Consider the following 24,537-nt stretch of genomic DNA (forward strand, 5'->3'; position numbering starts at 1 on the left):
AAGTTACAAAAAACAAAGTACTTACAACATCCAACTTCTAACTTTTTCGTACCTTTGCAGTATGAAAATAGGAATCATTGTTGCAATGGACAAGGAGTTCACGCAACTCAAGTCAATTCTCTCAGACACGCAAACAGAGCGTTATCATCATAAAGACTTCGTAACAGGAACGCTAGAGGATAAGGAGATTATCCTGCAACAATGTGGTATTGGTAAGGTTAACTCGGCTATTGGAGCTGTGGAGATGATTAATCATTACAACCCCGACTTAGTTATATCAAGCGGTTGTGCAGGCGGTGCCGACACCTCTTTGGAGGTAACTGATGTTGTGGTAGCAAGCGAGTGTACTTACCATGACGCATATTGTGGTGACGAGGTGCAGTTCGGTCAGATCATAGGGATGCCAGCCCGTTTTAAGGCACCAACAGAGCTCATTGAGAAGGCTCTCTCACTAAGTACACAACCCGATTGCAGGGATATTAACATCAAAGCAGGGCTCACTGTCAGTGGCGAATGGTTTGTTAATACAAGAGAGAAGATGCAACAGATCCTTGATAAGTTCCCATCGGCAACGGCTGTTGACATGGAGAGTTGCTCCATTGCACAGGTCTGCCACATCTACAAGAAACCCTTTATATCCTTCCGTGTCATCAGTGATATTCCATTGAAGGATAACAAGGCTAGCCAGTACTTCGACTTCTGGAATAGAATAGCTAACGGTAGCTTCGAGGTGACGAAGCACTTTATTAGTATCATATAAAAGGAGTGAGTGCCTCGTTACACAGCAATATAACAACAAAAGAAAGCAACTATGAACAAGATTCCATCATTCACTATTGACCACGAGCGATTGCTACGTGGCATCTACGTAAGCCGTAAGGACGAGGTTGGCAACGAGGTTGTTACCACCTTCGACATACGTATGAAGGAGCCAAACCGTGAGCCTGTGCTGCACGTGGGAGCGATCCATACGATTGAGCATTTGGCTGCTACCTATCTTCGCAACGACCCGGAATGGAAAGACCGAGTTGTGTATTGGGGACCAATGGGCTGCCTGACGGGTAATTACCTTATCCTTCAAGGCGACTTGGAGTCGAAGGATATTGTAGAACTCATGCGCCGCACCTTCCAATTCGTCGCTGATTACGAGGGCGAGATACCTGGTGCTGCACCATGCGACTGCGGTAACTATCTACTACATGACCTCCCCATGGCTAAGTGGGAATCACGTAAATTCCTCACAGAGGTGCTGGATAACATCACAGAAGCTAATCTTCTGTATCCGGAGAAAGAGTAGACAAGTGGACGAGTAGACGGGTTGACAAGTTGACAAGTTGCTTGTAATGATAGCGACACGACCTATTAACTCGTCAACTCGTCTATCCGTTAACTCGTCAACCACTAACATAACCACACCATGCCACAATCAATTCATACAGAAAGTATGACCCAAGGCGCACCATCTCGCGCCATCATCAAGTTTGCCATACCCCTTATTCTCGGCTACCTATTGCAGCAGATGTATCTAATCATCGATGCCGCAATCGTCGGGCGATGGATAGGAGTGAACGCATTAGCGGCTGTTGGAGCCTCAAGCAGCATTATGTTTCTTATCATGGGGTTCTGTAACGGTTCGTGCGCAGGCTTTGCCATCCCTATAGCACAGGCTTTCGGAGCAGGCGATTATCACAAGATGCGATGCTACGTAAGCAATTCCATCCGTATTGCCGTTGTATTGGCAATTGTCATCACATTGCTTTCTTGCGTTTTTTGTGGTAAGATTCTTCACCTCGTCAACACGCCAGAGGATGTGTTCCATGACGCTTACGTCTTCCTCTTCCTACAGTTCTGTACGATTCCATTTACCATTGCTTACAACTTACTATCAGGTCAGATACGTGCACTGGGGAACTCGAAGCAACCTTTCTACTTCCTAATTGCATCGTCATTCCTCAATATCTTGCTTGATATCGTGCTTATTCTCTTATTGAGAATGGGCGTAGAAGGAGCAGGTCTCGCCACTTTCTTGAGTCAAGCTGTTGCTTCCGTTCTGTGTTGGTGGTATATTAAAAAGAAGCTAACGATCCTTGTTCCCAAGGGCGAGGAACGCTCTTTTGATAACAAGAAGATTAGTATTCTACTAAACAATGGCATACCAATGGGATTGCAATTCTCCATCACTTCCATTGGTATCATCATGCTTCAAAGTGCAAACAACGCTCTGGGAACAATCTACGTAGCGTCGTTTACGGCGGCAATACGCATTAAATATCTCTTCACCTGTGTACTGGAAAATATCGGCGTAGCCATGGCAACCTATTGTGGACAGAACATTGGAGCTAAGAGAATAGACCGAGTAAAGACGGGAGTACGCGATTCTATGTGGATTATGATGGCTTACTTCGTATTGACAGTGGCGATTATCTATCCTTTTGCAGACGAGATGATGATGCTCTTTGTCAATAGTGGTGAGCGAGAGGTCATCGCTAATGCAGCTCAACTCATGCGTATAGCCAACTGGTTCTATCCGTCATTAGGTGTGCTGGTCATCCTCCGTTATAGTATTCAGGGGCTCGGATATAGCAATTTGAGTATGATGAGTGGTGTCATGGAGATGATTGCCCGTTGTGGTGTTAGCCTTTGGTTAGTACCAACCTTCGCATGGTTAGGCGTCTGTTATGCCGACCCTGTCGCATGGATAATGGCTGATTTATTCCTCATCCCTGCTTACTTCTGGCTTCTACGTAGACTGAAACAACGAGGGAAGTAAGCTATCTTTGAACCCATTTCCAACATCCTCAAAGGGAGGATGAACGAACGGGAGCAAATAAAGAGAGCCTCTTCTCCATTTAAGGAAGGCGTTTCTTTGACATGAAGAAACGCCTTCTTCGCATTGAAGAGGGCGTTCCTTCAAAACAAGCCAGACTTCCCCAGCAAACTTCCATTAGGCAACATTCCCTCCTTCAGAGGGGCTTGAGGAGACTTTCCGTTAGACTGGGAGAAGGTAATAGGGCTGTTCTTACAAATCAAACTTATACCCTACAGATACCTCAAAGACCTTATTGCGGGCGGTTAGTCCATATTTATAAGCATTGAGTACACCCACATTATAACGAGCATCTAACACCACATTCTCATACTCATAACTGATACCAACGGGGATTGAAAGGGTGAACTTGCGTAGTCCTTTCTTAGTATCTATGTCCATCACACCCTCTTGCACATTCGTTCTATGCCCATCTGCATCAAGGTCATAACTAAGCATTCCAGCATGATACTTACCATAGATTAAGAAAGAAGGAGCGACGCCTACGTTGATTGAAAGCCCTGGCGCAATGTAAGAATGACCCACAAGAGGAACCGAGATATAGTCCGTTCGAGCGTAATGATCGTGCCATATCACACCATTATCATCAACGTCCTTGTACTTACAACCAGCTTGGACGTAACTTAGACCGATAGATAATCCAACAATATCAGACGCCTGATACAGTACGTCGACACCGCCTGTAAAACCTGGGCGAGCCTGTGGCTTCACCTCTTGAGATTGATTACCACCAATCACTGTGCCGCCTGATTGATGAGTTAGAGAGGCTATCGACACACCAACATGAGGTATCACAGACCATGTTCCAACCTTACTCTGTGCAAAAGAAGCCAACGAGATGACACTCAAGAAAGCTAATGTAATTATCCGTTTCATTGGGTTTTGAATTTTATTAAGTTAAAGATTACATCATAGAAAACGATATTATTCGCTATTTATTATACTCTCCCTGCTTGCTCATCAGACTTAAATCCTCTTATCCTATAAACCTATTTTATTCAAGGTTAGGCTATCTCGCTCCCCACCATAGAACGTTTTCAGTACTTCTTCAAAGATATCATTAGGACAAACTACGTCAAATAGCGTCATAGAAGATTTGAGTTTGACGGCATCAATGCTACTACCCATTACCCTTTTCACATCCATATTGCCATGCAACAAGACTGCCTTAGTGATTGTGCGCAAGCGTTCGTTCAATAATGGATGAGCCAGATAAGTGCGTGCCTCATCGGTATCAGCTAATCCATAATACTGTGAATACGCACTGTGACCGAAGCCTTTTAGCTGTGGGAAGATAAACCATATCCAATGCGTCTGCTTGTATCCTTGCTGCATTTCTTCCAATGCTTGGCGATAAGTATTACTCGTATTCTGTGCCTCTATGAAACGTTCAATGTTAAAAGGATCAGCCTCTCGACAGCCCAACAAGTCTTCAAAATCATTAAGAACGCCACGCAACTCGGGAGTTAGAAGGGCATAGCAATAACTTGAAAGCTTCTTCGGAATCACATAAAAGGCTTGGGCTATACCACCAGCCATTGCTGCTATCGTATCAGAATCGCCTCCTGTAGATACCGCTAAACGTATCACATCTTCAAAGTTGGCACCCTCAAGGAATGCTAAAAGAGCCTGTGGGACAGAATTCTGACAAGACATATCATAGGAATAAGTAGGTCGGATATCATCCAATTGCTGACTTAAATCATAATGAAATTGCTCCTCTGCATAGCTCTTAATCTCCCTCTTCGTTGCTCCATGACGTGCAAGATAAATGGAGGAAGCAATTGCTTGTGCTCCTTTTATACCTTCAGGATGATTGTGTGTCACCTCTGCTGATATCTTCGCAAGACCTAATGCTTCCTGTAAACTATGCGCATAGAACGCAACGGGGCTTACCCTCATAGCAGAGCCATTCCCATAACTATTATAAGGTTGAGGCTCTGGATTATACAACCAACGCATAAAACTACCGCCATAACCAGCCGTTGGATAACGCCTGCCAAGCTCTTGCATGTGTCGAACCAGTGTTTCTTTGCGATGTTCCTTATCGCCACACAACCATCGAGCCACAGCCAACGTCATCACCGTATCATCTGTGAATTTACTCCTCGGAGTAAACAAATGGAACTCTTTCCGCTTCGTATTATTAAACTCATAGGCTGACCCTATGATGTCTCCAACTATTGCTCCTAACATAAACTACGACTTTACATATCTGTTAATCAATAATATCTTACCTTTGATATAACAAACGGGAGTTATACAAAAGGCTACAAACCCGAATACAAAAATAGCTATAATCCATTAATGAAACAAATGAAAATAGAGGAAAACTAACGGAAGGGACAAAATAAGAAGATGGTTATTTTTAAAGTTGCTGTCACTCCTGTCATAATACCGACGTTATAATCTACTAACTACAAGACTGTTACGAGAAGTGTTAAAAGTGACAGTAACTACAATAAACAAAAAATTAGTAATAAAGAAAGGGGCGGCTATCCCCATCGGATAGTCGCCCCTCGTCTTATGATTGAAATAAGATTTAATCCTTGTTCTCGCGTTTACGCTCCAAATGATCAAGCGTTATCTTACGCATACGAATATTCTTTGGTGTTACCTCAACATACTCGTTAGCCTTGATATACTCAAGACATTCCTCAAGACTCATTTCTGTCTTAGGAATAACACGAGCCTTCTCATCAGAACCAGAAGCACGGACATTGGTCAACTGCTTTGCCTTTGTAACGTTGATAACGAGGTCGTTATCATGAACGTGCTCGCCTACAACCTGTCCACCATATACTTCTTCACCTGCATCAATGAAGAACTTACCACGATCCTGGAGCTTATCAATAGCGTAAGCGTAGGCAGTTCCGGTCTCAAGGGCAATCATTGAGCCATTGGTACGGCGTACTATCTCACCCTTGAAAGGCTGATAGTTCTTGAAACGATGCGCCATAATAGCCTCACCCTGACTAGCAGTAAGGACGTTAGTACGCAAACCGATGATTCCACGTGATGGTATTTCGAAGGTAATGTTAACACGATCTCCCTCTGCATCCATACCTAACAAGTCACCTTTACGACGTGTTACCATATCAATCATCTTACTTGAGAAGTCTGTTGGTACGTTGATTGTCAATTCCTCAATAGGCTCACATTTCTGACCATCAATCTCCTTGTAGATAACTTGTGGCTGTCCGACCTGAAGCTCGTAGCCCTCACGACGCATTGTCTCAACGAGGACAGAGAGATGAAGCACACCACGACCACTGACAATCCACTTATCCATTGAACCTTCTACCGGGCGAACACGCAATGCAAGGTTCTTCTCCAACTCTTTGTTCAAACGGTCACTAATGTGGCGAGAAGTACAGAACTTACCTTCTTTACCAAAGAAAGGAGAATCATTAATGGTGAAGAGCATACTCATAGTAGGCTCATCTACCGCAATAGGTGGTAATGGCTCAGGATTCTCAAAATCGGCAATCGTATCACCAATCTCGAACTTCTCCAAACCAATTACAGCACAAATATCACCAGAATCGACATGATCTGTCTTCTTATGCCCCATACCTTCGAAAGTATGAAGCTCCTTAATCTTCGTGCGTTCTTGTGTTCCATCACGATGGCAGATCGTTATGTTCTGACCATCCTTCAATGTACCACGATGTACACGACCCACTGCAATACGACCAGTATAGCTTGAGTAATCCAAAGATGTAATCAACATCTGTGGTGTACCCTCGAGCTGCTTAGGTGCAGGAATTGCTTCGAGAATAAGATCTAGCAAATATTCAATATTATCAGTAGGCTTCTTCCAGTCTTCACTCATCCAACCATTCTTAGCAGAACCATAGACAACTGGGAAGTTTAACTGCTCCTCAGTTGCATTCAAGTCACACATAAGATCGAACACCATCTCATATACTTCCTCTGGACGACAGTTAGGTTTGTCTACCTTATTGATAACAACAACAGGCTTCAAACCTAATTGCAAAGCCTTTTGCAACACAAAGCGAGTTTGTGGCATAGGACCTTCAAAAGCATCTACGAGCAATAGGCAACCATCTGCCATGTTCAATACACGCTCTACCTCACCACCAAAATCAGAGTGACCAGGGGTATCGAGGATATTAATCTTTACACCTTTCCAATTGATACTTACATTCTTACTTAAAATCGTTATCCCTCGTTCGCGCTCCAAGTCATTAGAGTCGAGAACTTCTCCACTGTTGTCTTGTCCATCACGGAAAAGCTTACCAGCGAGCATCATCTTGTCAACCAAGGTCGTTTTACCATGGTCAACGTGCGCAATAACTGCGATGTTACGAATATCTTGCATGTATTTACCTTAAAAACTTACGCTGAATTACGGTGCAAAAGTACTAATAAAAAATGGAAAACGCTTGTCGTTCAAAGAAAAAGTTGTATCTTTGCACCGCGTTTTCGGAGATTCCGATGCATTTGATGTTGTGGTCTGTTGTGATTAAGGCAGACTGGCAATAGAAGAATGTAATTGCACAAATAATTAATCAAAACAAAGTTATGTATTTAGAAAAAACAAAGAAAGAAGAGATCTTCGCACAGTTCGGTAAGGCACAGAAAGCAACAGACACAGGTTCGGCAGAGAGCCAGATTGCTTTGTTCTCTTATCGTATCAAGCACTTGACAGAGCATGTTAAAAAGAATCGTAAAGATTATGTTACTACTCGTTCATTGACACAGCTCGTAGGTAAGCGTCGTGCTTTACTCAAGTACCTTTACGATCGTGACATTGAGCGTTATCGTGCTATCGTTAAGGCTTTAGGTCTCCGCAAGTAAGATTTACTGCTAAGTAAAATATAAAAGGTAAGAAAGTTAAAGCTATTTAAGCTTTTCTTTCTTACCTTTTTTCTGTTATCTTGTCTTTATCACCTTCTTACCATCTATAACATAGATGCCTACAGGGAGTTCTTCCCAAGTCTTTGATAAGCGGACACCTTGCAGAGTAAATATATTCTTTACTGCTTTTTTGTCTTCCTTAAGCAAGTCAATGCCAGTAGGTTTCAACTCATCTACCGTATTAAATACGTTGCGTAACGCATTTGGAGTCCAAATGTCTTCTCGTTTCCCATCCCTTTCAACCTCAATGTGTATCTCGTATGAATGATTAGGTTCTAATTGAGAAGCTGCAAAGGTGATACGTGTCTGTGCTGCATTATTGTCTGCATCACAAGGGAGGTAAACATTATTAACGGTGCCCAAGTCAACCCACTTGTCGCTTGTCAAGTCGAGTAAGCGATAGTGAATTGGACCACGATAGCCATTCTTAATCTGATAACCAGATACTTTAGAATGTACTTGTAGACTTATTTCTTTAATTTTATTCAGCTGGAAAGTACTGTAATTAGCGTATTCACCATCAACATAGTAGTCAACAAAAGTAAACTGAATATTTCCATTGTCCGGCTTAGGTAATACTTCAATCTTGAAAGGTTCTTTCATCTTAATAGGCACGTTGACGTCCGTTCCGTTTCTATTAACCTTTATCGATAGCGTTACGTCATATTTACCTTTAGGCAATTTTCCTACCTTACCTGAGCTATAATAAAGCGTCAGCATTTTGATGATAAAGGTTGAATAGCCAAGTCGTTGTGCAACAACGTTAGGCGTAAGTAGATAGCCATTAAAGACCTCTTTAGTCTCTTGATTAGTGAGTGTCATCACCAAGTCACCACGTACTTCCTCTCTTCCAGGATTGTACATTGTAAAACTAAAGGCAGCATTTCCAGCATCTTCATAGAAAGGGGAGAGTACACTTGGGCTTTTCTCAATCACAACAACATCCTTAGGGTTATTTGTATTGATGTGAACAGCATCTACAGTGAGTCTTACTTCCATTTCATTGGCGTGATTGATAGGCTTCCAGTCACCGTGTTTCTTCGTCTTGGTATCGAGCATCTCAGAGAATACTGGAACCAAACGGTAGTTTCCGTCAGCAATATCCTTAAAGTTAATATCAGCAATATCAAAGGACATGGAAGTAAAGATGGATGCCCATGTTTGGTCGCCAGCAGTTGAGTTAAAGATTTTTACTCGTTCGTTCTTCTCATTATAGAGGGCAAGTGCTACCTTTCCGGTGAATACACCAAGTTCACCTTTCACCGAACTATACGAGCCTAACTTCTCAATCTTTGCACTGAAACTTTCAGAACGGTTTGCATCTGTCTTGTCAATAGTGAGCGATGTGGTGGTTCTTGCATCTAATCCACGCTCAATATCCTTAAAAGGTATAGCCCTGCCGTCGTTAGGATGGGCAAAGACAACAGAGATGTCGTCCCAGAATGTTCCACTATTGAGGGCAAAGCCTGAAACATTAAGGGTAACTATGTTGATGTCAAAGTATCCGTCATTTTCACCTCCCCAGCCCCAGTTGGTGTGAATGAGCCCCTGCTCATCATAGCCATCATAAACAAAGGCATGAGGGCCACCTACTACTAAGACAGGATATCCATCTGAGATTTCTTGTATCACCTCGTTGAGGAAGTTATTGGCAGGAAGGACGTTTTTATCAAGATAACGCACAGTATAATCGAACTTGTCGCGAAGGGCATTGCAGGCACGCTGTAAATTTGAGTCACTTCCTTTAATGTAGTATCTCATATTGACAGCCTTACCAATGTCATACATCAACACGCCAACGGCTTGTCGAGATTGTTCTGCTCTCATCTCATTAGTCGTGTTCTTCATTTCATCCCACCAATAAGTAGCGCTTTTCTTAGCATCATCACCTGTTGAAGCTATATAATCTTGTGGTCGATTCTTAGGCCATTTGTTGTAGAACATCACCTGTGCTGTGGCTGTTGCAACACAACCTGTAGGTGTATGCTGTCCATTACTTAGTGGGGTGTACTTATTGAAAGGGTCATACTGGCTCCACTTACAAGTAAGCAAGGGTTCTACCTTCCGTTTGATAGGACGCTGTGGAGTAGTAACAGCAGCATTAGAACGCACTTCTTTTACAACACGTTCATATTCCTTTAAGAACAGTTTGAAGTATGGAGGTTGATCGTTGGGGTTTTCTGTCATCTTATCTCCATAACCTACAAGTTCGTTCAACTTACTTTCACCGGAAATGATAACAAATTTCTTGCTATTAGGGTTTGTGAAGATGTAATAAGCTGGTTGCTCATTTGTTTGTGACGAGCGAGTCTTAGGAGAATTACCAGAGAGTATTGGTTTATTAATATATTTTGAGGCAATACTCAAAGCCTGTGCTTTGGTGATAGGGTCTGCGTTAGCTAATAAAATATTTGCAAACACAGTTAACATCAGTAAGATTGTTCTTTTCATTTGTTTATATTATTAGTCAAGTATATTGGTTTGTTATATTTTATATCAAGATTATTGTGTTTGAGAGCTCTCAAAACAAATAGATTTAGTTTATATTGTTGCATGTAGACAATTCAGTCGTCCCATATTTCCTTTAAAGGTAACATCACAAAATCGCGTTCTTCCATCAAAGGATGAGGGATAACAAGGTTTGGTTCGTTGATATTTAGGTTGTCATAAAGCAGAATATCAATATCTATGATGCGGTCTGTATATTGTGCATTGATAGACTTCTTTACTCGTCCCATCTCTATTTCTATGGCTTGAGTAGTTTCTAATAACTGTCGAGGAGCAAGTGATGTGGAGACACATACACAGGCATTGAGGAAGAGATTAGGACTCTCAAATCCCCAAGGCTCCGTTTCATGAAAAGAAGATTGGCGCAAAACTGTGCCAATCTTTTTTTCTATCAATGCTATCGCCTCGTGCATAATAGCCTTTCTATTGCCAAGATTTGTGCCGAGGGATAAATAAACTATGTGCATATTAATCGTTGAGAATCAACAATGAGTCACCGAAGCAACCAAACATATAACCATTCTTCACAGCTTTGTCATAAGCTTCCATTATAAGGTCATAACCTCCAAAAGCTGCTGTTTCCATCAATAGAGTTGAATAAGGTTGATAGAAGTTAACCAACATAGAATCTGCGAAGCCAAAGTTGTAAGGCGGGAAGATGAACTCATTAGTCCAACCATCATATTCCTTCAACATACCATCAGTACCAACAGCTGTCTCTGTCGCCTTTACAACGCTCGCACCAACAGCACAGAGATGATGTCCTGCTTTCTTTGCATTGTTAGCAATCTCACAAGCCTCAGCATTGATATGCATCTCTTCAGAATCCATCTTATGTTTAGTCAAATCCTCCACCTCTATATCATGGAAGTTACCCAAACCACAATGCAAAGTGATAAACGATTTCTTTATTCCACGAATCTCCATCATCTTCATCATGTGTTCAGAGAAGTGAATATTAGTACCTGGCGCAGATACTGCTCCCTCATTCTTTGCAAAGACAGACTGGAAGTTCTCCATATCTTCTTTCGTTGCATGAGCGAATTCTTCTCCTTCTTCCTTTGGACGATTATCAATGATGTAACGTGGTAATGGCGCTTCACCTAAAGCAAATAACTCTCGTTTAAACTCCTCGTGAGGACAATCATATAGGAAACGAAGTGTACGACCACGTGAGGTAGTATTATCAATTACCTCTGCAACCATTGTTCCTGATTCATCAAAGAAGAGTTTATTACCAATACGAATCTTACGGGCAGGCTCAACCAATACATCCCATAGACGCATCTCTTGATTAAGTTCTCTAAGCAAGAACACCTCTATCTTTGCATCTGTCTTCTCCTTAGTACCATACAAGCGAGCAGGGAACACCTTTGTATCATTGAATATAAAGGCATCACCCTCTTCAAAGTAATCGAAGACATCTTTGAAGCGGATATAATCATCCTCAGTAGGATCTCCATTCACTTCACCCTTGAACATATCAATCTTACCAGACTTTCGATGTACAACCATTAACCGGCTTTCATCTCGGCGAGTGATTGTGAAAGTCTGCGTACTACCATCAGAACGTGTCAATACACGTTTAGAAGAATGAGGATATAGGGCAACCTGCTCTTTAGGTAAATTGAATTTGAATTGTGAAAGCTTCATATTAATATTTTGGGAGAGTTTTATTTATCTATTATTTGTTGTTGGAGCCATGTCTCAAACTGATCATAATTAACACAATCTTCGACTTTTACGTCACCAACTCTTGTACGTCGCAATGCAGTGAGATAGGCTCCGCTATCCATTGCTCGTCCTAGATCGCGTGCCAACGCACGAATGTAAGTACCCTTACCACATCCAACCCGAATCGTCAATTGCATCTTTTCAGAATCAAAGTTCAAGACTTCAATCTCATCTATATGGATATTTTTAGCCTTCAATACAACCTCTTTTCCACTACGACGATAGTCAAAAGCACGTTTTCCATCCACCTTCACAGCACTATAGGTTGGAGGGATCTGTTCTATATCACCCACGAATTGTGGCAAAGTCTTATCTATCAACTCACGTGTGATATGCTCTACAGGGAAATTCTCGTTCACCTCATGTTCCATATCATAACTAGGAGTTGTAGCGCCCAATTGTAATGTAGCAACATACTCCTTCGTGTGCGCCTGCAATGTTTCTATTTGCTTTGTCATCTTTCCCGTAGCGAGAATCAGTACACCCGTTGCCAAGGGATCTAACGTTCCCGCATGACCAATCTTTACTTTTCCATCATTAGCCTGTGTACAGAGATAACGAACATGAGCCAACGCTTTGAAACTTGTTATGCCATAGGGTTTATCAACCGGGATGATTACTCCTTCTTTGAAGTTCATAAAGATTGCTATATAATAAAGGTGGATTAATCAACCATATTCAATGATATGCCAGAGAGCAACATCACAATAATGATAATACCAATAATGATTCGATACCAGCCAAAGACTTTAAAGCCATACTTAGTAAGGAAGCTGACAAACCACTTCATGGCTAACAATGCGACTACAAAGGATACAACACAGCCAACAGCGAGCATTAGCAAATCATGAGTATTCACCCATGTGGCATCTTCTTTCAGTATATCTAGAAGATCTAGCAGTGTAGCACCAGCCATTGTTGGTACTGCCAAGAAGAAAGAGTATTCTGCTGCACGCTTACGTGTGAGTCCGTTCGCCATACCTCCAACAATCGTTGCCATAGAACGGCTCGTTCCAGGAATCACGGATAAACACTGCCACAAACCAATATTGAAGGCACGTTTTTCGTTTACCTTATTTTCTTCTCTACCTTTATTGAATACCTTGTCGCAGAAAAGCATAAAGATTCCACCAACAACCAACATAATTGCTACCGCCCAAATAGAATCAAGCAACCAGTCGAGTAAACCACTCTTCTTTGCAGCTAAACCTATCACTACAGCTGGCAAAACTCCAACAAAGAGCAACCAGTAGAATCTTAATGGATGAATAAAACGCAAAAACGGATTCTCTACATCAGCTGGAACAGGTGTACGGTCAATGTGGAAGAAGCGTTTCCAATACAGACATACAACAGAAAGGATTGCGCCAAACTGGATAATGAATGTGAAGGCATGTACAAAGGGACTACCTTGTGAAACTCCCAAGAGATGTTGGGTGATTATCATGTGACCTGTAGAAGAAACAGGAAGGAACTCTGTTAATCCTTCCACAATGGAGATAATGATAGTTTGTATAAGTGTCATTATACCTCCTTATCATTTGTATCTTTCGGCTTATAGATAATTGCGCCGATGATAGAAATAAATCCGATGAAGGTCACTACTGGTGCCACCTTGATGTGACGTGCACTGAAAATACTTGGATCAAATGTAGTTTCTGTTGAACTGCCACCACTCAAAAGAATGAATCCAATGATAACAATAGCAAGTCCAATTGCCAACATGATAAAGTTGACCTTACCAAAGGCTAAATTTCTTTTATCCATATTTATTTGAGGAATTATGAGGAGTGAAAGGAGGTGATTATATCTTGTACAAGTCACCAGCCTTCATTCGTAGGAACTTATTTACCGACAACCATGAGCAGAATGTGGCAATTAACACGCCAAAAACCACCATCACAACAGCTGTAATGAGTAAGGCTTCTAACGATAAAACCTTTGTAATATCAGGTTCATAATCATATAAGAAGCACATCCCAATACCCAAAGCAACAATTGCCATTAATGCTGAAACCAATCCTTCCAGCACCGCTCTACGAAGGAAGGGAGCACGAATAAAGCCCCAAGAAGCACCAACCAGTTTCATTGTATGAATGGAGAAACGACGTGCGTAAATACTCAATCTGATTGTATTATTAATCAAGGAGAACGAAACAATCGTCAACAGAACTGCAATAACCAACAATACAAGACTAATCTTAGCCAAAGTGTTGTTCACACTCTCTACCAGGTTTTGAGGATAAGTAATATCGCTCACACCCCGATAAGTGCGTAATTCCTGTGCTATCGTCTTAATAGAATCATTGTTCGCATAGTTCGCTTTCAATTGCAACTCTATCTCACCCGTAAATGGATTCTCACCAGCAAACTCCGCAGGATTAGCCCCCAATTCACGAGTTCCCTCTTTCAAGGCTTCTTCCTTACTGACAAAATTCAAACTATTGATATAATGTAACGAGCGCACACGCTGACAAAGGGCGGCACTCTCTTCCGTACTCATATCAGGTTGAAGAATCATCGTAATGGTCAGATTCTCCTTTACGTATGAACTAAGGTTACGACTGGTGAAGCCTGTCAGTACAACCATACCGATGAGCATCAGCACCATCGCCGTGCTAATACATAGCGTAATAACCTGCAAACTATGACGGTTGCGGGCTTTATTTCTTTTTTTTGCCATTTCTGAAAAGGGTATAATTCACCGAAATTGCTGCAAAGATACAGCAAAATAAAAGAACAGCAAAAGAAATTATAGTTTATTTAGACTTCTCTTTTTATTTATCTTTATGCCTCTTAACGATACCATTTATTTATCTTATCTTTGCATTCGCACCTCCTTTTCAAACATTAAAACAAAAAGTATAATGAGTACGATTATTTATCCTTCACCTATCTTTGGACCTGTACATAGCCGTCGTTTGGGCGTTTCTCTTGGTATTAACCTTATGCCAGCCGATGGTAAAATATGCACCTTCGATTGCATTTATTGCGAATGTGGATTTAACAAGGATCATCGAACGAAGACTCCCCACCCTGCCCGCGAACTTGTTGCTACGGCATTGGAGAACAAACTCAAAGAGATGATTAAGGACAACATCCATCCTGACGTACTAACTTTCGCTGGTAACGGAGAACCTACTTCGCATCCTCATTTTGCTGAGATTATTGATGACACCATCCGTCTACGTGATAAGTATTGCCCCAAAGCAAAGATTTCTGTCCTCAGTAATTCTACATTCATCCATCGCCCAAAGATTCATGAAGCATTATCAAAGGTGGACAACAACATTTTGAAGCTAGACACTATTGACATGGAATATATAAACAAGGTGGATCGGCCGACGCAACCATCCTACGATGTGAATCGTATCATTGCTAACATCAAGGCTTTTAACGGACAGGCTATCATTCAAACAATGTTTCTAAAAGGAACAACTGACGAAGGGTTGGATGTTGACAACACTTCTGATTCTTTCGTTACTCCATGGCTCAAGGTTGTGAAAGAGATTGCTCCACGTGAGGTGATGATTTACACCATTGATCGTGAAACCCCTGACCAGCATCTTCTCAAGGCTTCTCCCGAAGAACTAAATACCATTCGTGACCAAGTAATTGCCATGGGAATTCCTTGCACTGCATCCTACTAGATATTTTATAAAACAATCCATATCCATAGATTATATATGTAAGCCCTTATTTCCAAAAAGCTCTTAAGCTTTTAGAAATAGACATAAGAAAGAATATAAAACAGAAAGACTAACCTCACGGCCAGTCTTCCCTCTCATCAAAAAACTATTGAAAATAAAATTAGATTTTACTAATGATTCCTTCTTCCGTAGTTCGCACGAAGTCGATGATATTGCGAATCTCGTGCGAAGCAGGCACTTGTTGTTCTATCTGAATACAAGCATCAAAAACTGATGTCTGACCATGGAACAACAGACGATAAGCATTGGCGATGTGCTTGAGAATCTTCTCATCAACACCGGCTCGCTTACCAATAGTTGTATTTACACCATGGTATTCAATCGGTGCACCACCAGCGATAATATAAGGAGGAACGTCCTTGGAGAAGGTAGTACCAGCTTGTACCATGGCATATTCACCTACTCGCGTGTTCGCTTTCTCCACAACATTTGAAGAGATAATCGCTCCCGTTCCAATCTTACAATCGCCTGCAATCTTCGCACCATAGCCAAAGACACACTTGTCACCCACAATGGTATCGTGGCTAATATGTGCACCTTCCATGAGGAAGTTATTCGATCCTATGATGGTTTTGCAGCCACGGTGTGTGGCACGATTGAGCACCACATTCTCTCGAACAATGTTGTTATCACCCATCACCAGTTCGCTCTTTTCACCCACGAAATTGAAATCCTGTGGTAAAGCGGCAAGCACAGAACCTTGGTGAATCTTGTTTCCACTTCCCATTCGAGTACCATTCAAGATGCTAACAAAGGGGAAAATAACGCAGTTATCACCAATGACGACATCGTCTTCTATATACACAAATGGGAATATCTTACAGCCGTCTCCAATCTTTGCTTTCGGAGAGACTTCGGCTTTTGGACTAATTACGCTACTCATACTCTTGAATACTAAGAATTAAACAAACGATTTACTTAGAACCACCACCAAGTGCATTATACAGATTGACGATAGATTGTAGCTTCGTAAACTGCTCCTTCACTTGTGATATTTCTGCATTAAGTAAGCTCTGCTGAGCGGTGATAACTTCAAGATAGGTGCTTGAGCTTTGTGCATAGAGCATCTGTGTGTGTTCTACATTCTGCTTCAGAACATCTATTTGTTGTTGCTGTAACTTCTCTTTCTCATCAGCTGAATTATAAGCAACAAGGGCGTTGCTCACTTCTGAACCAGCCTTGAGAATACTATTCTGCCATGTGTTATATGCTTGCTTATACTTGTCTTCAGCAACACGCAAACCTGCTTTCAATTGTCCGCGCATGAAGATGGGCTGTGTCAAACTACCGACTACACTCAAGAGCAACTTACCAGGGTTAACCATGCCATTGCTATTGGTCCACGCACCAGTAGGTGATATATTCAATGCTGGATAGAAACGACTGCGTGCCTGCTGAATATTATAGAAGCATTGAGCTAACGCCATTTCATTTGCATGTACATCAGCACGATTGCTTAGAAGTTGTACACCGATACCACCTGCGAAGTTCGCCGGTAAGCTCTGATTGGCTAGACTACCACGTGTAATACCTTGCGCTGGTTCACCAAGAAGAAGACTAAGAGCGTTCTCGGTCTCACGTATCTGACGACGGATGTCTGCGCCCTGTGTCTGTACACTATAGTAAGCAGCTTCTGCACTCTGGACACTCGTTGAACGAGCACGACCATACTCCATTTGGAGTTTCATCATGTCCCAGGTGTTCTTTGTCAGCCCTGACATATCATCTACTATCTGCTTCTGACGATCGAGCATCAGTAATGTATAATAGAGATTGGCAACGTTGCAGATAAGATTTGTCTGCACAGCTACCCTGTAATCCTTCGACTGAAGGAGCATCATCTGGGCTGCTTTCTTCTGGGAACGCAGCTTTCCAAAGAGATCAACATCCCAACTTGCAGAGACAGGGAGTGTGTAAGACTGGGTGGAAGGCGTGTGCGAACCAAAGTGAGAGATCGTACCCGTCGGTGCGAAGACCACAGATGGTAAGAACGCCAACTTTGATGTCCTCACCTGCTGTTCGGCAATATCTATGTTCAATGCAGCATTAAGCAGGTCGGGATTATTATTAAGAGCTTTCTCAATAAGTGCCTGTAATTGGGAATCGGTAAAGACACTGCGCCATGGGAGGTTACCAAAGTCATTGGCTCCCTCAAGCGTTCCTTTGTCATCAACAGGGTCTCTCACAATCCCACTCGTCTTCACATCGGGACGCTCGTAATTGCCGTAGAGACTCTTACAGCCTGTCAATGACAGGGCTGCAAGGGCTATGATGATTATATTTTTATTCTTCATTATTGTTCTTTTAATATAGTACTACTCTTCTACCTTATAATCATGTACAGGACCTTTCGCGTATTTCTCGAGTTCCTTAATGACGTCGCGACTAGCCTCATCTTCAAACTCGATAGGCTTAATACGCTCTTGTAAGTACTGGAAGCCAGCGAACAGAGCTGGTACAACAAACACCTGACAGAGTGTACCAATCAACATACCTCCGACGGCAGCAGCACCCAATGTCTGGTTACCATTATGACCTACACCGCTTGCAAACATCAATGGCAATAATCCAATGATCATCGCTAAAGACGTCATCAAGATAGGACGAAGACGTGCGCCAGCACCTAAGATGGCTGCATACTTGATTGCCATACCTGTTCGACGACGCTCAAGAGCAAACTCAACGATAAGGATGGCGTTCTTGGCCAATAATCCAATCAACATAATCAAGGATATTTGCATGTAGATATCGTTGCTATGCCCGAAGATCATCGTGAATATGAACGCTCCTGCAAGACCGAATGGTATTGACAAGATAACGGCTAATGGGAGAATATAACTCTCATATTGTGCACTAAGAATCAAGTAAACAAATACGATACAAAGGACGAAGATCATCGCTGTTGAGTTTGATGACTCTTGCTCTGAACGTGTCAAGCCAGAGAACTCATAGCCATATCCCTGTGGTAACACTTGTTTTGCCACTTCCTCTGCTGCCTTAATAGCCTCTCCAGAAGAGACCCCGTTTGCTGGTGTCGCATTAACAGCAATAGAGGTAAAGAGGTTGAAACGAGTGATATTTGACGGTCCATAAACACGCTTCAACGTGCAGAACTCACTTACTGGAGCCATACCTGCTGCTGTTCGAACATAGATGTTATTCATGCTCGACTCGTCCATGCGGCTCTCTGCTGTTCCTTGTATCATCACACGGAAGAGCTTACCGTATGCATTGAAGTTGGATGCATACATACCACCATAGTATCCCTGCAATACAGAAAGAATAGCTGCCGGTGATGTTCCTGCCTGCTTTGCTTTCGCAACATCTACATCCACCATGTATTGAGGATAGTTCGGGTTGTAAGTGGTAAGTGCTCGGCTAAACTCCGGACGCTTGTTCAAAGCAGCGAGGTAATCCTGTGCTACCTTAAAGAATTTATTCAAATCGCCACCTGTCTTATCTTGTAAAGAGAAAGAAAGACCATTCGCCATACCATAACCAGGAATCATTGGCGGTGCAAAGGCTAGTACCTGCGCACCCTTAATACTGGCTGTTTGCTTGTAAATCATGCCCAAAATCATATTAGAAGAAGTTGGGTCAATGAATAATCCAGCAATACCAGCACCCGTGAATACCGACTTAATACGGTCGAACATGCCATATTCACGCTCGGCAAAAGGCTTCAACTTAACAATGAAAGTTGCCTGATTAGACCCCTGACCAGCCAAGAAGTTGTAACCAACGATCTGTTCACGACGCTCGATATAAGGGTTACTTGCCAACATTTTATCTACTTGATCAACTACCTTTTGAGTCTCTTCTTGTGATGTCCCTGGAGGCATACTGACCATAGCGAACAATGTTCCTGTATCCTCATCAGGTACAAGACCTGTCTTTGTGAAGGTCATTGTAAGCACAAGAGCAACGATACCTACGACTACAGCTGTACCTGAAATCCACCGATGGTTGATAATCTTCTCTACTTTCTTCTGATACTTCGCATTAATCTTATCATACTGTGTATTGAATGCCATGTGGAATCTGTCAATGCGTGACAGCTTCTTGTGTTCCTCGTCATCGCTGTGTGGCTTCAAGAAAATAGCACATAGTGCGGGAGACAATGTCAAAGCATTCAGAGCAGAGATAACGATTGATACCGCCATAGTTACACCGAACTCACGATAGAAAGTACCTGATGTTCCACCAATAAATGATACTGGCACGAACACTGCTGACATCACCAAAGTAATAGAGATGATAGCTCCTGAAATCTCATTCATTGCATCAATGGCAGCCGTCATAGCACTCTTATAACCTAAATCGAGTTTTGCATGAACAGCCTCAACCACCACAATGGCATCATCCACCACGATGGCAATCGCTAATAACAATGCTGACAAGGTCAAAAGGTTGATGGAGAAGCCAAAGACCCAAAGGAAGAAGAACGTACCAATCAAGGCTACTGGTACAGCAATCATAGGGATGAGTGTAGAGCGGAAGTCCTGTAGGAAGACATACACAACAAAGAACACTAAGACCAAAGTAATTACCAGTGTGCGTACTACCTCTTCGATAGAAGCAAAAAGGAATTCGGTTACATCTTGCTCAATCGTGACCTTCATCCCTGGAGGCATCTGTTTCTGTGCATCAGCCAAGGCTGCTTTTACATCATCGGCAATCTGTGTAGCATTTGAACCAGCCACCTGGTTAACCATACCTAATACAGCAGGTTGCCCATTGTTACGCATGGCAACGGAATATTGCAAACCGCCTAACTCCACCTTTGCCACATCACGCAAGTGAAGTGTCTGACCATTTGTATTGCTAGAGATGATGATATTACCATACTCTTCTGGCGTCTTCAAACGTCCTTTATAGCGCATGGTGTACTCAAACTTGAGCTTACTTTGCTCACCAAAAGAACCTGGTGCCGCCTCAATGTTCTGTTCTGCAAGAGCACCAGAGATATCAGAAGGGACAAGACCATACTGCTTCATCTTATCTGGCTGGAGCCATATACGCATTGAGTAAGTCTTCATACCAGGTGTCTGGACGTCACCTACACCATTAATACGCTTCAACATTGGAACGATGTTGATGTTGTTATAGTTCGTCAAGAACTCATCGTCATATCGACCATCATCTGTTGTCAATGAATACATGACGACGTTTGAACTCTGACGCTTTGATACCGTCACACCCACACGGGTAACTTCAGCAGGTAACAAAGCCTGTGCTTGCGAAACACGGTTCTGCACGTTGACCGCAGCCATATTGGGATCAGCACCTTGCTTGAAGTAGACCGTAATCATCGCCATACCCGCATTTGTCGCAGTTGACTGGATATAAGTCATATTCTCCACACCATTGATACTTTCTTCCAATGGTGTAATAACTGAGTTCAATACGGTCTGCGCATCTGCACCTTGATAAGATGTTGATATCGAAATCGTAGGTGGTGCGATATCTGGATACTGCTCGATAGGCAGTGACATCAAACCGATTATACCCAAAAGTACAAAGAAGATGGATATAACCGTTGATAGAACCGGTCGTTTAATGAAATTAGTAAATGTCATAAATATTGTTCTTTTGAATTATGGAGATGGATAAAAACTTAGCTTAACGAAGCCTGCCTCGTTCAAAGGTCAACCTTCAAATCCTCATTCAAAACTCCAAATTCCTAACTTCTAATTACTTACTATCTCCTTTCATTGTCTTCAAGAAACCTGCAGCAGAGCTCTGATTCTCACCCAATTTCTCGGCTTTCTTGATGGCTTCTTCATACTCTGCTGGAGTCAATGCCTTTATTTTTGCACCATCTTCCAAACTTGAGATTCCCTTGCTAACAATGCGGTCGCCCATCTTTAATCCACTAGTAACGATGTAATTGATACCATCGTTCTGTGGATTAATGGTTATCTCGCTGTAATGTACTTTATTATTAGCATCCACCTTATAAACAAATATCTTATCCTGCACCTGAGTGGTTGCTTCTTGTGGAATCAACAATGCGTGATTATTGTTCTTAGCGATAACAATTTGTCCACTACCACCACTCTTCAACAAATGTTCGGGATTAGGAAAACGTGCAATAACGCTTATTGTTCCTGTTGCAGGGTCTATACTACCGCTTGTCTTTACGATAGATCCTTCGTGATTGTAGGTTGTTCCGTCGACAAGCAACAAACTTACGCTTGGGAACTTCTTAATGGCATTGCTCAAGCCATCGTCTGTACGACTTAGTTTCAGCACATCTGCCTCGGTCATAGAGAAGTAAACTTCTATTGTAGAAGTGTTGCTCACGGTTGTAACTGGCTGTGCAGAAGAAGCACTTACCAATGCTCCCTCTTTGAAAGGAAGACTACCGATGTAACCTGAAGCAGGACTCTTTACATAACAGAAACCAAGGTTATCCTTAGCAGTTGATAGCATTGCTTGTGCCTGGCGAACACCTGCTTGCGCCTGGCGAACAGCAGCTTGCGCAGATGCGACACCACTTTGTGCTTGGCGAACTGCAGCTTGTGATGTTTCAAAACTATTCTTCGCTGACTGCAACTCATAGTCGCCTATCACCTTATTATTATATAGGTTCTTACTGTTTGAGTAAGTTAAACGAGCGGTGGCAGCCTGGGCATTAGCCGAATTAAGACTTGCGTTAGCCTGAACAACACCAGCTTCAGCCTGTGCCACAGCACTCTGAGCGGAGTTAACCTGTGCCTCTGCCTGACGAACAGCAGCCTGATAAGTGGAGTTATCCACAACGAAGAGCACCTGACCAGCATGCACATACTCACCCTCATGCACGTATAGTTTCGTGATAAAGCCGCTTACCTTTGGGCGAACCTCTACATCCTGAACGCCCTTCAGCGTAGCTGGATAAGTTGTCTTTAGCTGTGCATTAGATGCACCAATCGTAATCACAGGATACTCATCACTTGTAGGAAGACCCTGCTGACCGCCTCCGCAACTGGTTAGAAATGCTACCGTTGCAGCTACGAACAATAAGATTTTATTCTTTTTCATACCTAATTAATATATTATATTCATTCTTTTCTAATCTTTCTTCCCCCTCTTTCGCACAAGAGAGATGTTCTCAGATAGTATCAAGTTTACCTTTTAAATAAAGTAAAGCACATTGGAAACCGATGCGTAAAGCATAAGTTTTTCAATGTGCAAAACTACTCATTAATCACTAAAGATACTTATTTTGCAAACAGCATTTAACAATTATTACCTATAAACACACCATTTACGGTTCTTATCTATAACCTCCCTTACCAATAGATGTCATCTTCCGTCATGCTTAAATCAGTCCCAATTCTCTTGCCTTACTGCGCAGAAGTTCCATTAAAGGCTCTCGTTCGTTTGCCACTTTATTATCAAGCACGGCATCTTTCAGCGTCTGCTTCAATATGCCCACCTCTCTACTAGGTTTGAGATGAAACATCTCCATGATCTCATTACCATCTATGCAGGGTTGTAGAAGGCGTTTGTAATCGCGTTCCTTCAGGTCTTTTAGTTTCTCACGAACGATTCGGAAGTTATCAAGAAAACGTTGTTTGCGGGCAACATTCTTACTCGTTATATCCGCCTCACACAGAGTCATCAAGTCATCAATGTCTTCGCCAGCATCATTCATCAGTCGTCTCACAGCCGAGTCGGTCACTTCTTCATCAGCAATAACAATTGGACGCATGTGTAAGTCTACTTGCTTTTGCACATACTTCATCTTACTATCCATCGGCAACTTCAACCTTCGGAAGATTTCAGGTACCATCTTCGCACCAACATAGTTGTGGTTATGGAAGGTCCATCCCGCTACAGCATCCCACCGTTTACACTTTGCTTTACCCACATCATGCAATAATGCTGCCCAACGTAACCATAAGTTATCCGTATGCTTGCAGATATTATCCAACACTTCTAAGGTATGATAAAAATTATTCTTATGTGCTCGTCCGTTCCTAGTCTCCACGACATCCAAAGCAACTAGCTCTGGCAAGATGATTTGCAAAAGCCCACAACGATACAAATCGATAAATCCCTTGCTCGGTGTTGGCGTCATCATAATTTTGTTCAACTCCTCTTCTATGCGTTCCCCACTAATAATCTTTATTCTTTCGGCATTGCGTTCCAACGCCTCGAAGGTCTCATCTTCAATAAAGAAATTTAATTGTGTAGCAAAACGAACGCATCGCATCATACGCAATGGATCATCAGAGAAGGTTACATCAGGGTCTAAAGGAGTGCGAATAATACCATCCCATAGATCGTCAACCCCACCGAATGGATCAACTAACTCACCAAAGCGAGCCTTATTCAAGCACACTGCTAGGGCATTAATCGTAAAGTCCCTACGATTCTGATCATCCTCAAGTGTACCATCTTCTACCACTGGTTTCCTACTATCATGGCTGTAACTCTCTCGTCGAGCACCTACAAATTCAACCTCTGTGTGCTTATATTTCACTTGAGCAGTACCAAAGTTGCGGAACACCGAGAGGTGAGCTTTCTTGCCAAGAACGGCTTTCAATTCGCTTGCTACCTGTATACCACTCCCCACCACAACAACATCAATATCATTGGAAGGGCGTTCTAAAAACAAATCACGCACATAGCCGCCCACTACGTAACACTCCAGCCCGAGTTTATCGGCGGCATTGGAAATATGATGAAATATATCTTTATCTAATAATTGTGCCAATTCGGCATCTGAAAGATCTCGCATAATTAAATGTTATCTTTGTATGAATAGCAATGCAAAGATACGTAAATTAGTTAAGTCACACAAATTAAGTTATTATTTCATACATGTAACAACCTAATTCTGCACTAAAGATCTACCACATTTATACCCAACGAATAAGAGCT

The 24,537-nt window shown here is 42.2% G+C and carries 20 protein-coding genes; 5 read left to right on the forward strand and 15 right to left on the reverse strand.

What is annotated here, in order from left to right; genetic code table 11:
- Window positions 1-61 precede the first annotated feature (61 nt).
- From D464_RS0104170 to D464_RS0104180, 3 genes are all read left to right on the forward strand, one after another.
- Window positions 62-760, forward strand: coding sequence for a 5'-methylthioadenosine/adenosylhomocysteine nucleosidase (locus tag D464_RS0104170; RefSeq protein ID WP_018910284.1), 699 nt, complete (start codon window positions 62-64; stop codon window positions 758-760).
- A 51-nt stretch (window positions 761-811) separates the two neighbouring features.
- A complete protein-coding gene (locus tag D464_RS0104175; RefSeq protein WP_018910285.1) occupies window positions 812-1,297 on the forward strand; it encodes an S-ribosylhomocysteine lyase in 486 nt (161 codons plus the stop codon).
- A 120-nt stretch (window positions 1,298-1,417) separates the two neighbouring features.
- Complete coding sequence (locus D464_RS0104180) at window positions 1,418-2,770, forward strand: MATE family efflux transporter (protein WP_018910286.1); 1,353 nt, start codon at window positions 1,418-1,420, stop codon at window positions 2,768-2,770.
- Between the two features lie 249 nt (window positions 2,771-3,019).
- Here D464_RS0104180 and D464_RS0104185 read toward each other — a convergent pair whose 3' ends face one another.
- The 3 genes from D464_RS0104185 to typA all read right to left on the reverse strand — a co-directional run bounded on the left by D464_RS0104185 (window position 3,020) and on the right by typA (window position 7,172).
- The gene (locus D464_RS0104185; protein WP_018910287.1) at window positions 3,020-3,703 is read right to left on the reverse strand and encodes a porin family protein; all 684 of its coding nucleotides are present in this window, start codon (window positions 3,701-3,703) and stop codon (window positions 3,020-3,022) included.
- A 105-nt stretch (window positions 3,704-3,808) separates the two neighbouring features.
- On the reverse strand, window positions 3,809-5,023 hold the full coding sequence (locus D464_RS0104190; RefSeq protein ID WP_018910288.1) for a DUF1810 family protein: 1,215 nt from the start codon (window positions 5,021-5,023) through the stop codon (window positions 3,809-3,811).
- A gap of 346 nt (window positions 5,024-5,369) precedes the next feature.
- Window positions 5,370-7,172 carry a translational GTPase TypA gene (gene typA, locus D464_RS0104195; protein WP_004383846.1) on the reverse strand — a complete coding sequence of 601 codons (1,803 nt, stop codon included), beginning with the start codon at window positions 7,170-7,172 and terminating at the stop codon, window positions 5,370-5,372.
- Window positions 7,173-7,375: 203 nt separating this feature from the next.
- Between typA and rpsO the strand changes: the two genes are divergently transcribed.
- Window positions 7,376-7,651 (forward strand): 30S ribosomal protein S15, encoded by a 276-nt coding sequence (gene rpsO / locus D464_RS0104200; protein WP_004383844.1) that lies wholly within the window; start codon window positions 7,376-7,378, stop codon window positions 7,649-7,651.
- 75 nt (window positions 7,652-7,726) lie between these two features.
- On the opposite strand, the gene D464_RS0104205 is transcribed toward rpsO, so the two are convergent.
- From D464_RS0104205 to D464_RS0104235, 7 genes are all read right to left on the reverse strand, one after another.
- A complete protein-coding gene (locus tag D464_RS0104205) occupies window positions 7,727-10,162 on the reverse strand; it encodes a C10 family peptidase (RefSeq protein ID WP_018910289.1) in 2,436 nt (811 codons plus the stop codon).
- A gap of 113 nt (window positions 10,163-10,275) precedes the next feature.
- The gene (gene folK / locus D464_RS0104210) at window positions 10,276-10,686 is read right to left on the reverse strand and encodes a 2-amino-4-hydroxy-6-hydroxymethyldihydropteridine diphosphokinase (RefSeq protein WP_018910291.1); all 411 of its coding nucleotides are present in this window, start codon (window positions 10,684-10,686) and stop codon (window positions 10,276-10,278) included.
- A gap of 1 nt (window position 10,687) precedes the next feature.
- Window positions 10,688-11,872 (reverse strand): S-adenosylmethionine:tRNA ribosyltransferase-isomerase, encoded by a 1,185-nt coding sequence (locus tag D464_RS0104215; protein ID WP_009434313.1) that lies wholly within the window; start codon window positions 11,870-11,872, stop codon window positions 10,688-10,690.
- Window positions 11,873-11,892: 20 nt separating this feature from the next.
- Complete coding sequence (gene truB / locus D464_RS0104220) at window positions 11,893-12,591, reverse strand: tRNA pseudouridine(55) synthase TruB (protein WP_018910292.1); 699 nt, start codon at window positions 12,589-12,591, stop codon at window positions 11,893-11,895.
- Between the two features lie 26 nt (window positions 12,592-12,617).
- Window positions 12,618-13,478: an undecaprenyl-diphosphate phosphatase gene (locus tag D464_RS0104225; protein WP_009434307.1), complete on the reverse strand. Its 861-nt coding sequence runs from the start codon at window positions 13,476-13,478 to the stop codon at window positions 12,618-12,620.
- The gene (locus D464_RS0104230; protein ID WP_018910293.1) at window positions 13,478-13,720 is read right to left on the reverse strand and encodes a DUF3098 domain-containing protein; all 243 of its coding nucleotides are present in this window, start codon (window positions 13,718-13,720) and stop codon (window positions 13,478-13,480) included. Before D464_RS0104230 ends, D464_RS0104225 begins: the two co-directional genes overlap by 1 nt.
- Window positions 13,721-13,757: 37 nt before the next feature.
- Entirely contained in the window at window positions 13,758-14,636 is an 879-nt protein-coding gene (locus D464_RS0104235; RefSeq protein WP_018910294.1) for a cell division protein FtsX, read from the reverse strand.
- Between the two features lie 184 nt (window positions 14,637-14,820).
- Between D464_RS0104235 and D464_RS0104240 the strand changes: the two genes are divergently transcribed.
- Window positions 14,821-15,603, forward strand: a complete 783-nt coding sequence (locus D464_RS0104240) for a radical SAM protein (RefSeq protein WP_018910295.1) — start codon at window positions 14,821-14,823, stop codon at window positions 15,601-15,603.
- A gap of 160 nt (window positions 15,604-15,763) precedes the next feature.
- Here the strand turns inward: D464_RS0104240 and lpxA are convergent, their stop codons facing one another.
- The 5 genes from lpxA to D464_RS0104265 form a co-directional block, all read right to left on the reverse strand.
- Window positions 15,764-16,546 (reverse strand): acyl-ACP--UDP-N-acetylglucosamine O-acyltransferase, encoded by a 783-nt coding sequence (lpxA, locus tag D464_RS0104245; RefSeq protein WP_018910296.1) that lies wholly within the window; start codon window positions 16,544-16,546, stop codon window positions 15,764-15,766.
- Between the two features lie 31 nt (window positions 16,547-16,577).
- Entirely contained in the window at window positions 16,578-17,957 is a 1,380-nt protein-coding gene (locus tag D464_RS0104250; protein ID WP_018910297.1) for an efflux transporter outer membrane subunit, read from the reverse strand.
- A 21-nt stretch (window positions 17,958-17,978) separates the two neighbouring features.
- Entirely contained in the window at window positions 17,979-21,242 is a 3,264-nt protein-coding gene (locus D464_RS0104255) for an efflux RND transporter permease subunit (RefSeq protein WP_018910298.1), read from the reverse strand.
- A gap of 115 nt (window positions 21,243-21,357) precedes the next feature.
- The gene (locus D464_RS0104260; protein ID WP_018910299.1) at window positions 21,358-22,689 is read right to left on the reverse strand and encodes an efflux RND transporter periplasmic adaptor subunit; all 1,332 of its coding nucleotides are present in this window, start codon (window positions 22,687-22,689) and stop codon (window positions 21,358-21,360) included.
- 280 nt (window positions 22,690-22,969) lie between these two features.
- Window positions 22,970-24,394 (reverse strand): CCA tRNA nucleotidyltransferase, encoded by a 1,425-nt coding sequence (locus D464_RS0104265; protein ID WP_018910300.1) that lies wholly within the window; start codon window positions 24,392-24,394, stop codon window positions 22,970-22,972.
- Window positions 24,395-24,537 lie beyond the last annotated feature (143 nt).

Origin of the sequence: Prevotella veroralis DSM 19559 = JCM 6290, from assembly GCF_000377625.1 — a bacterium.
Classification (GTDB): domain Bacteria; phylum Bacteroidota; class Bacteroidia; order Bacteroidales; family Bacteroidaceae; genus Prevotella; species Prevotella veroralis.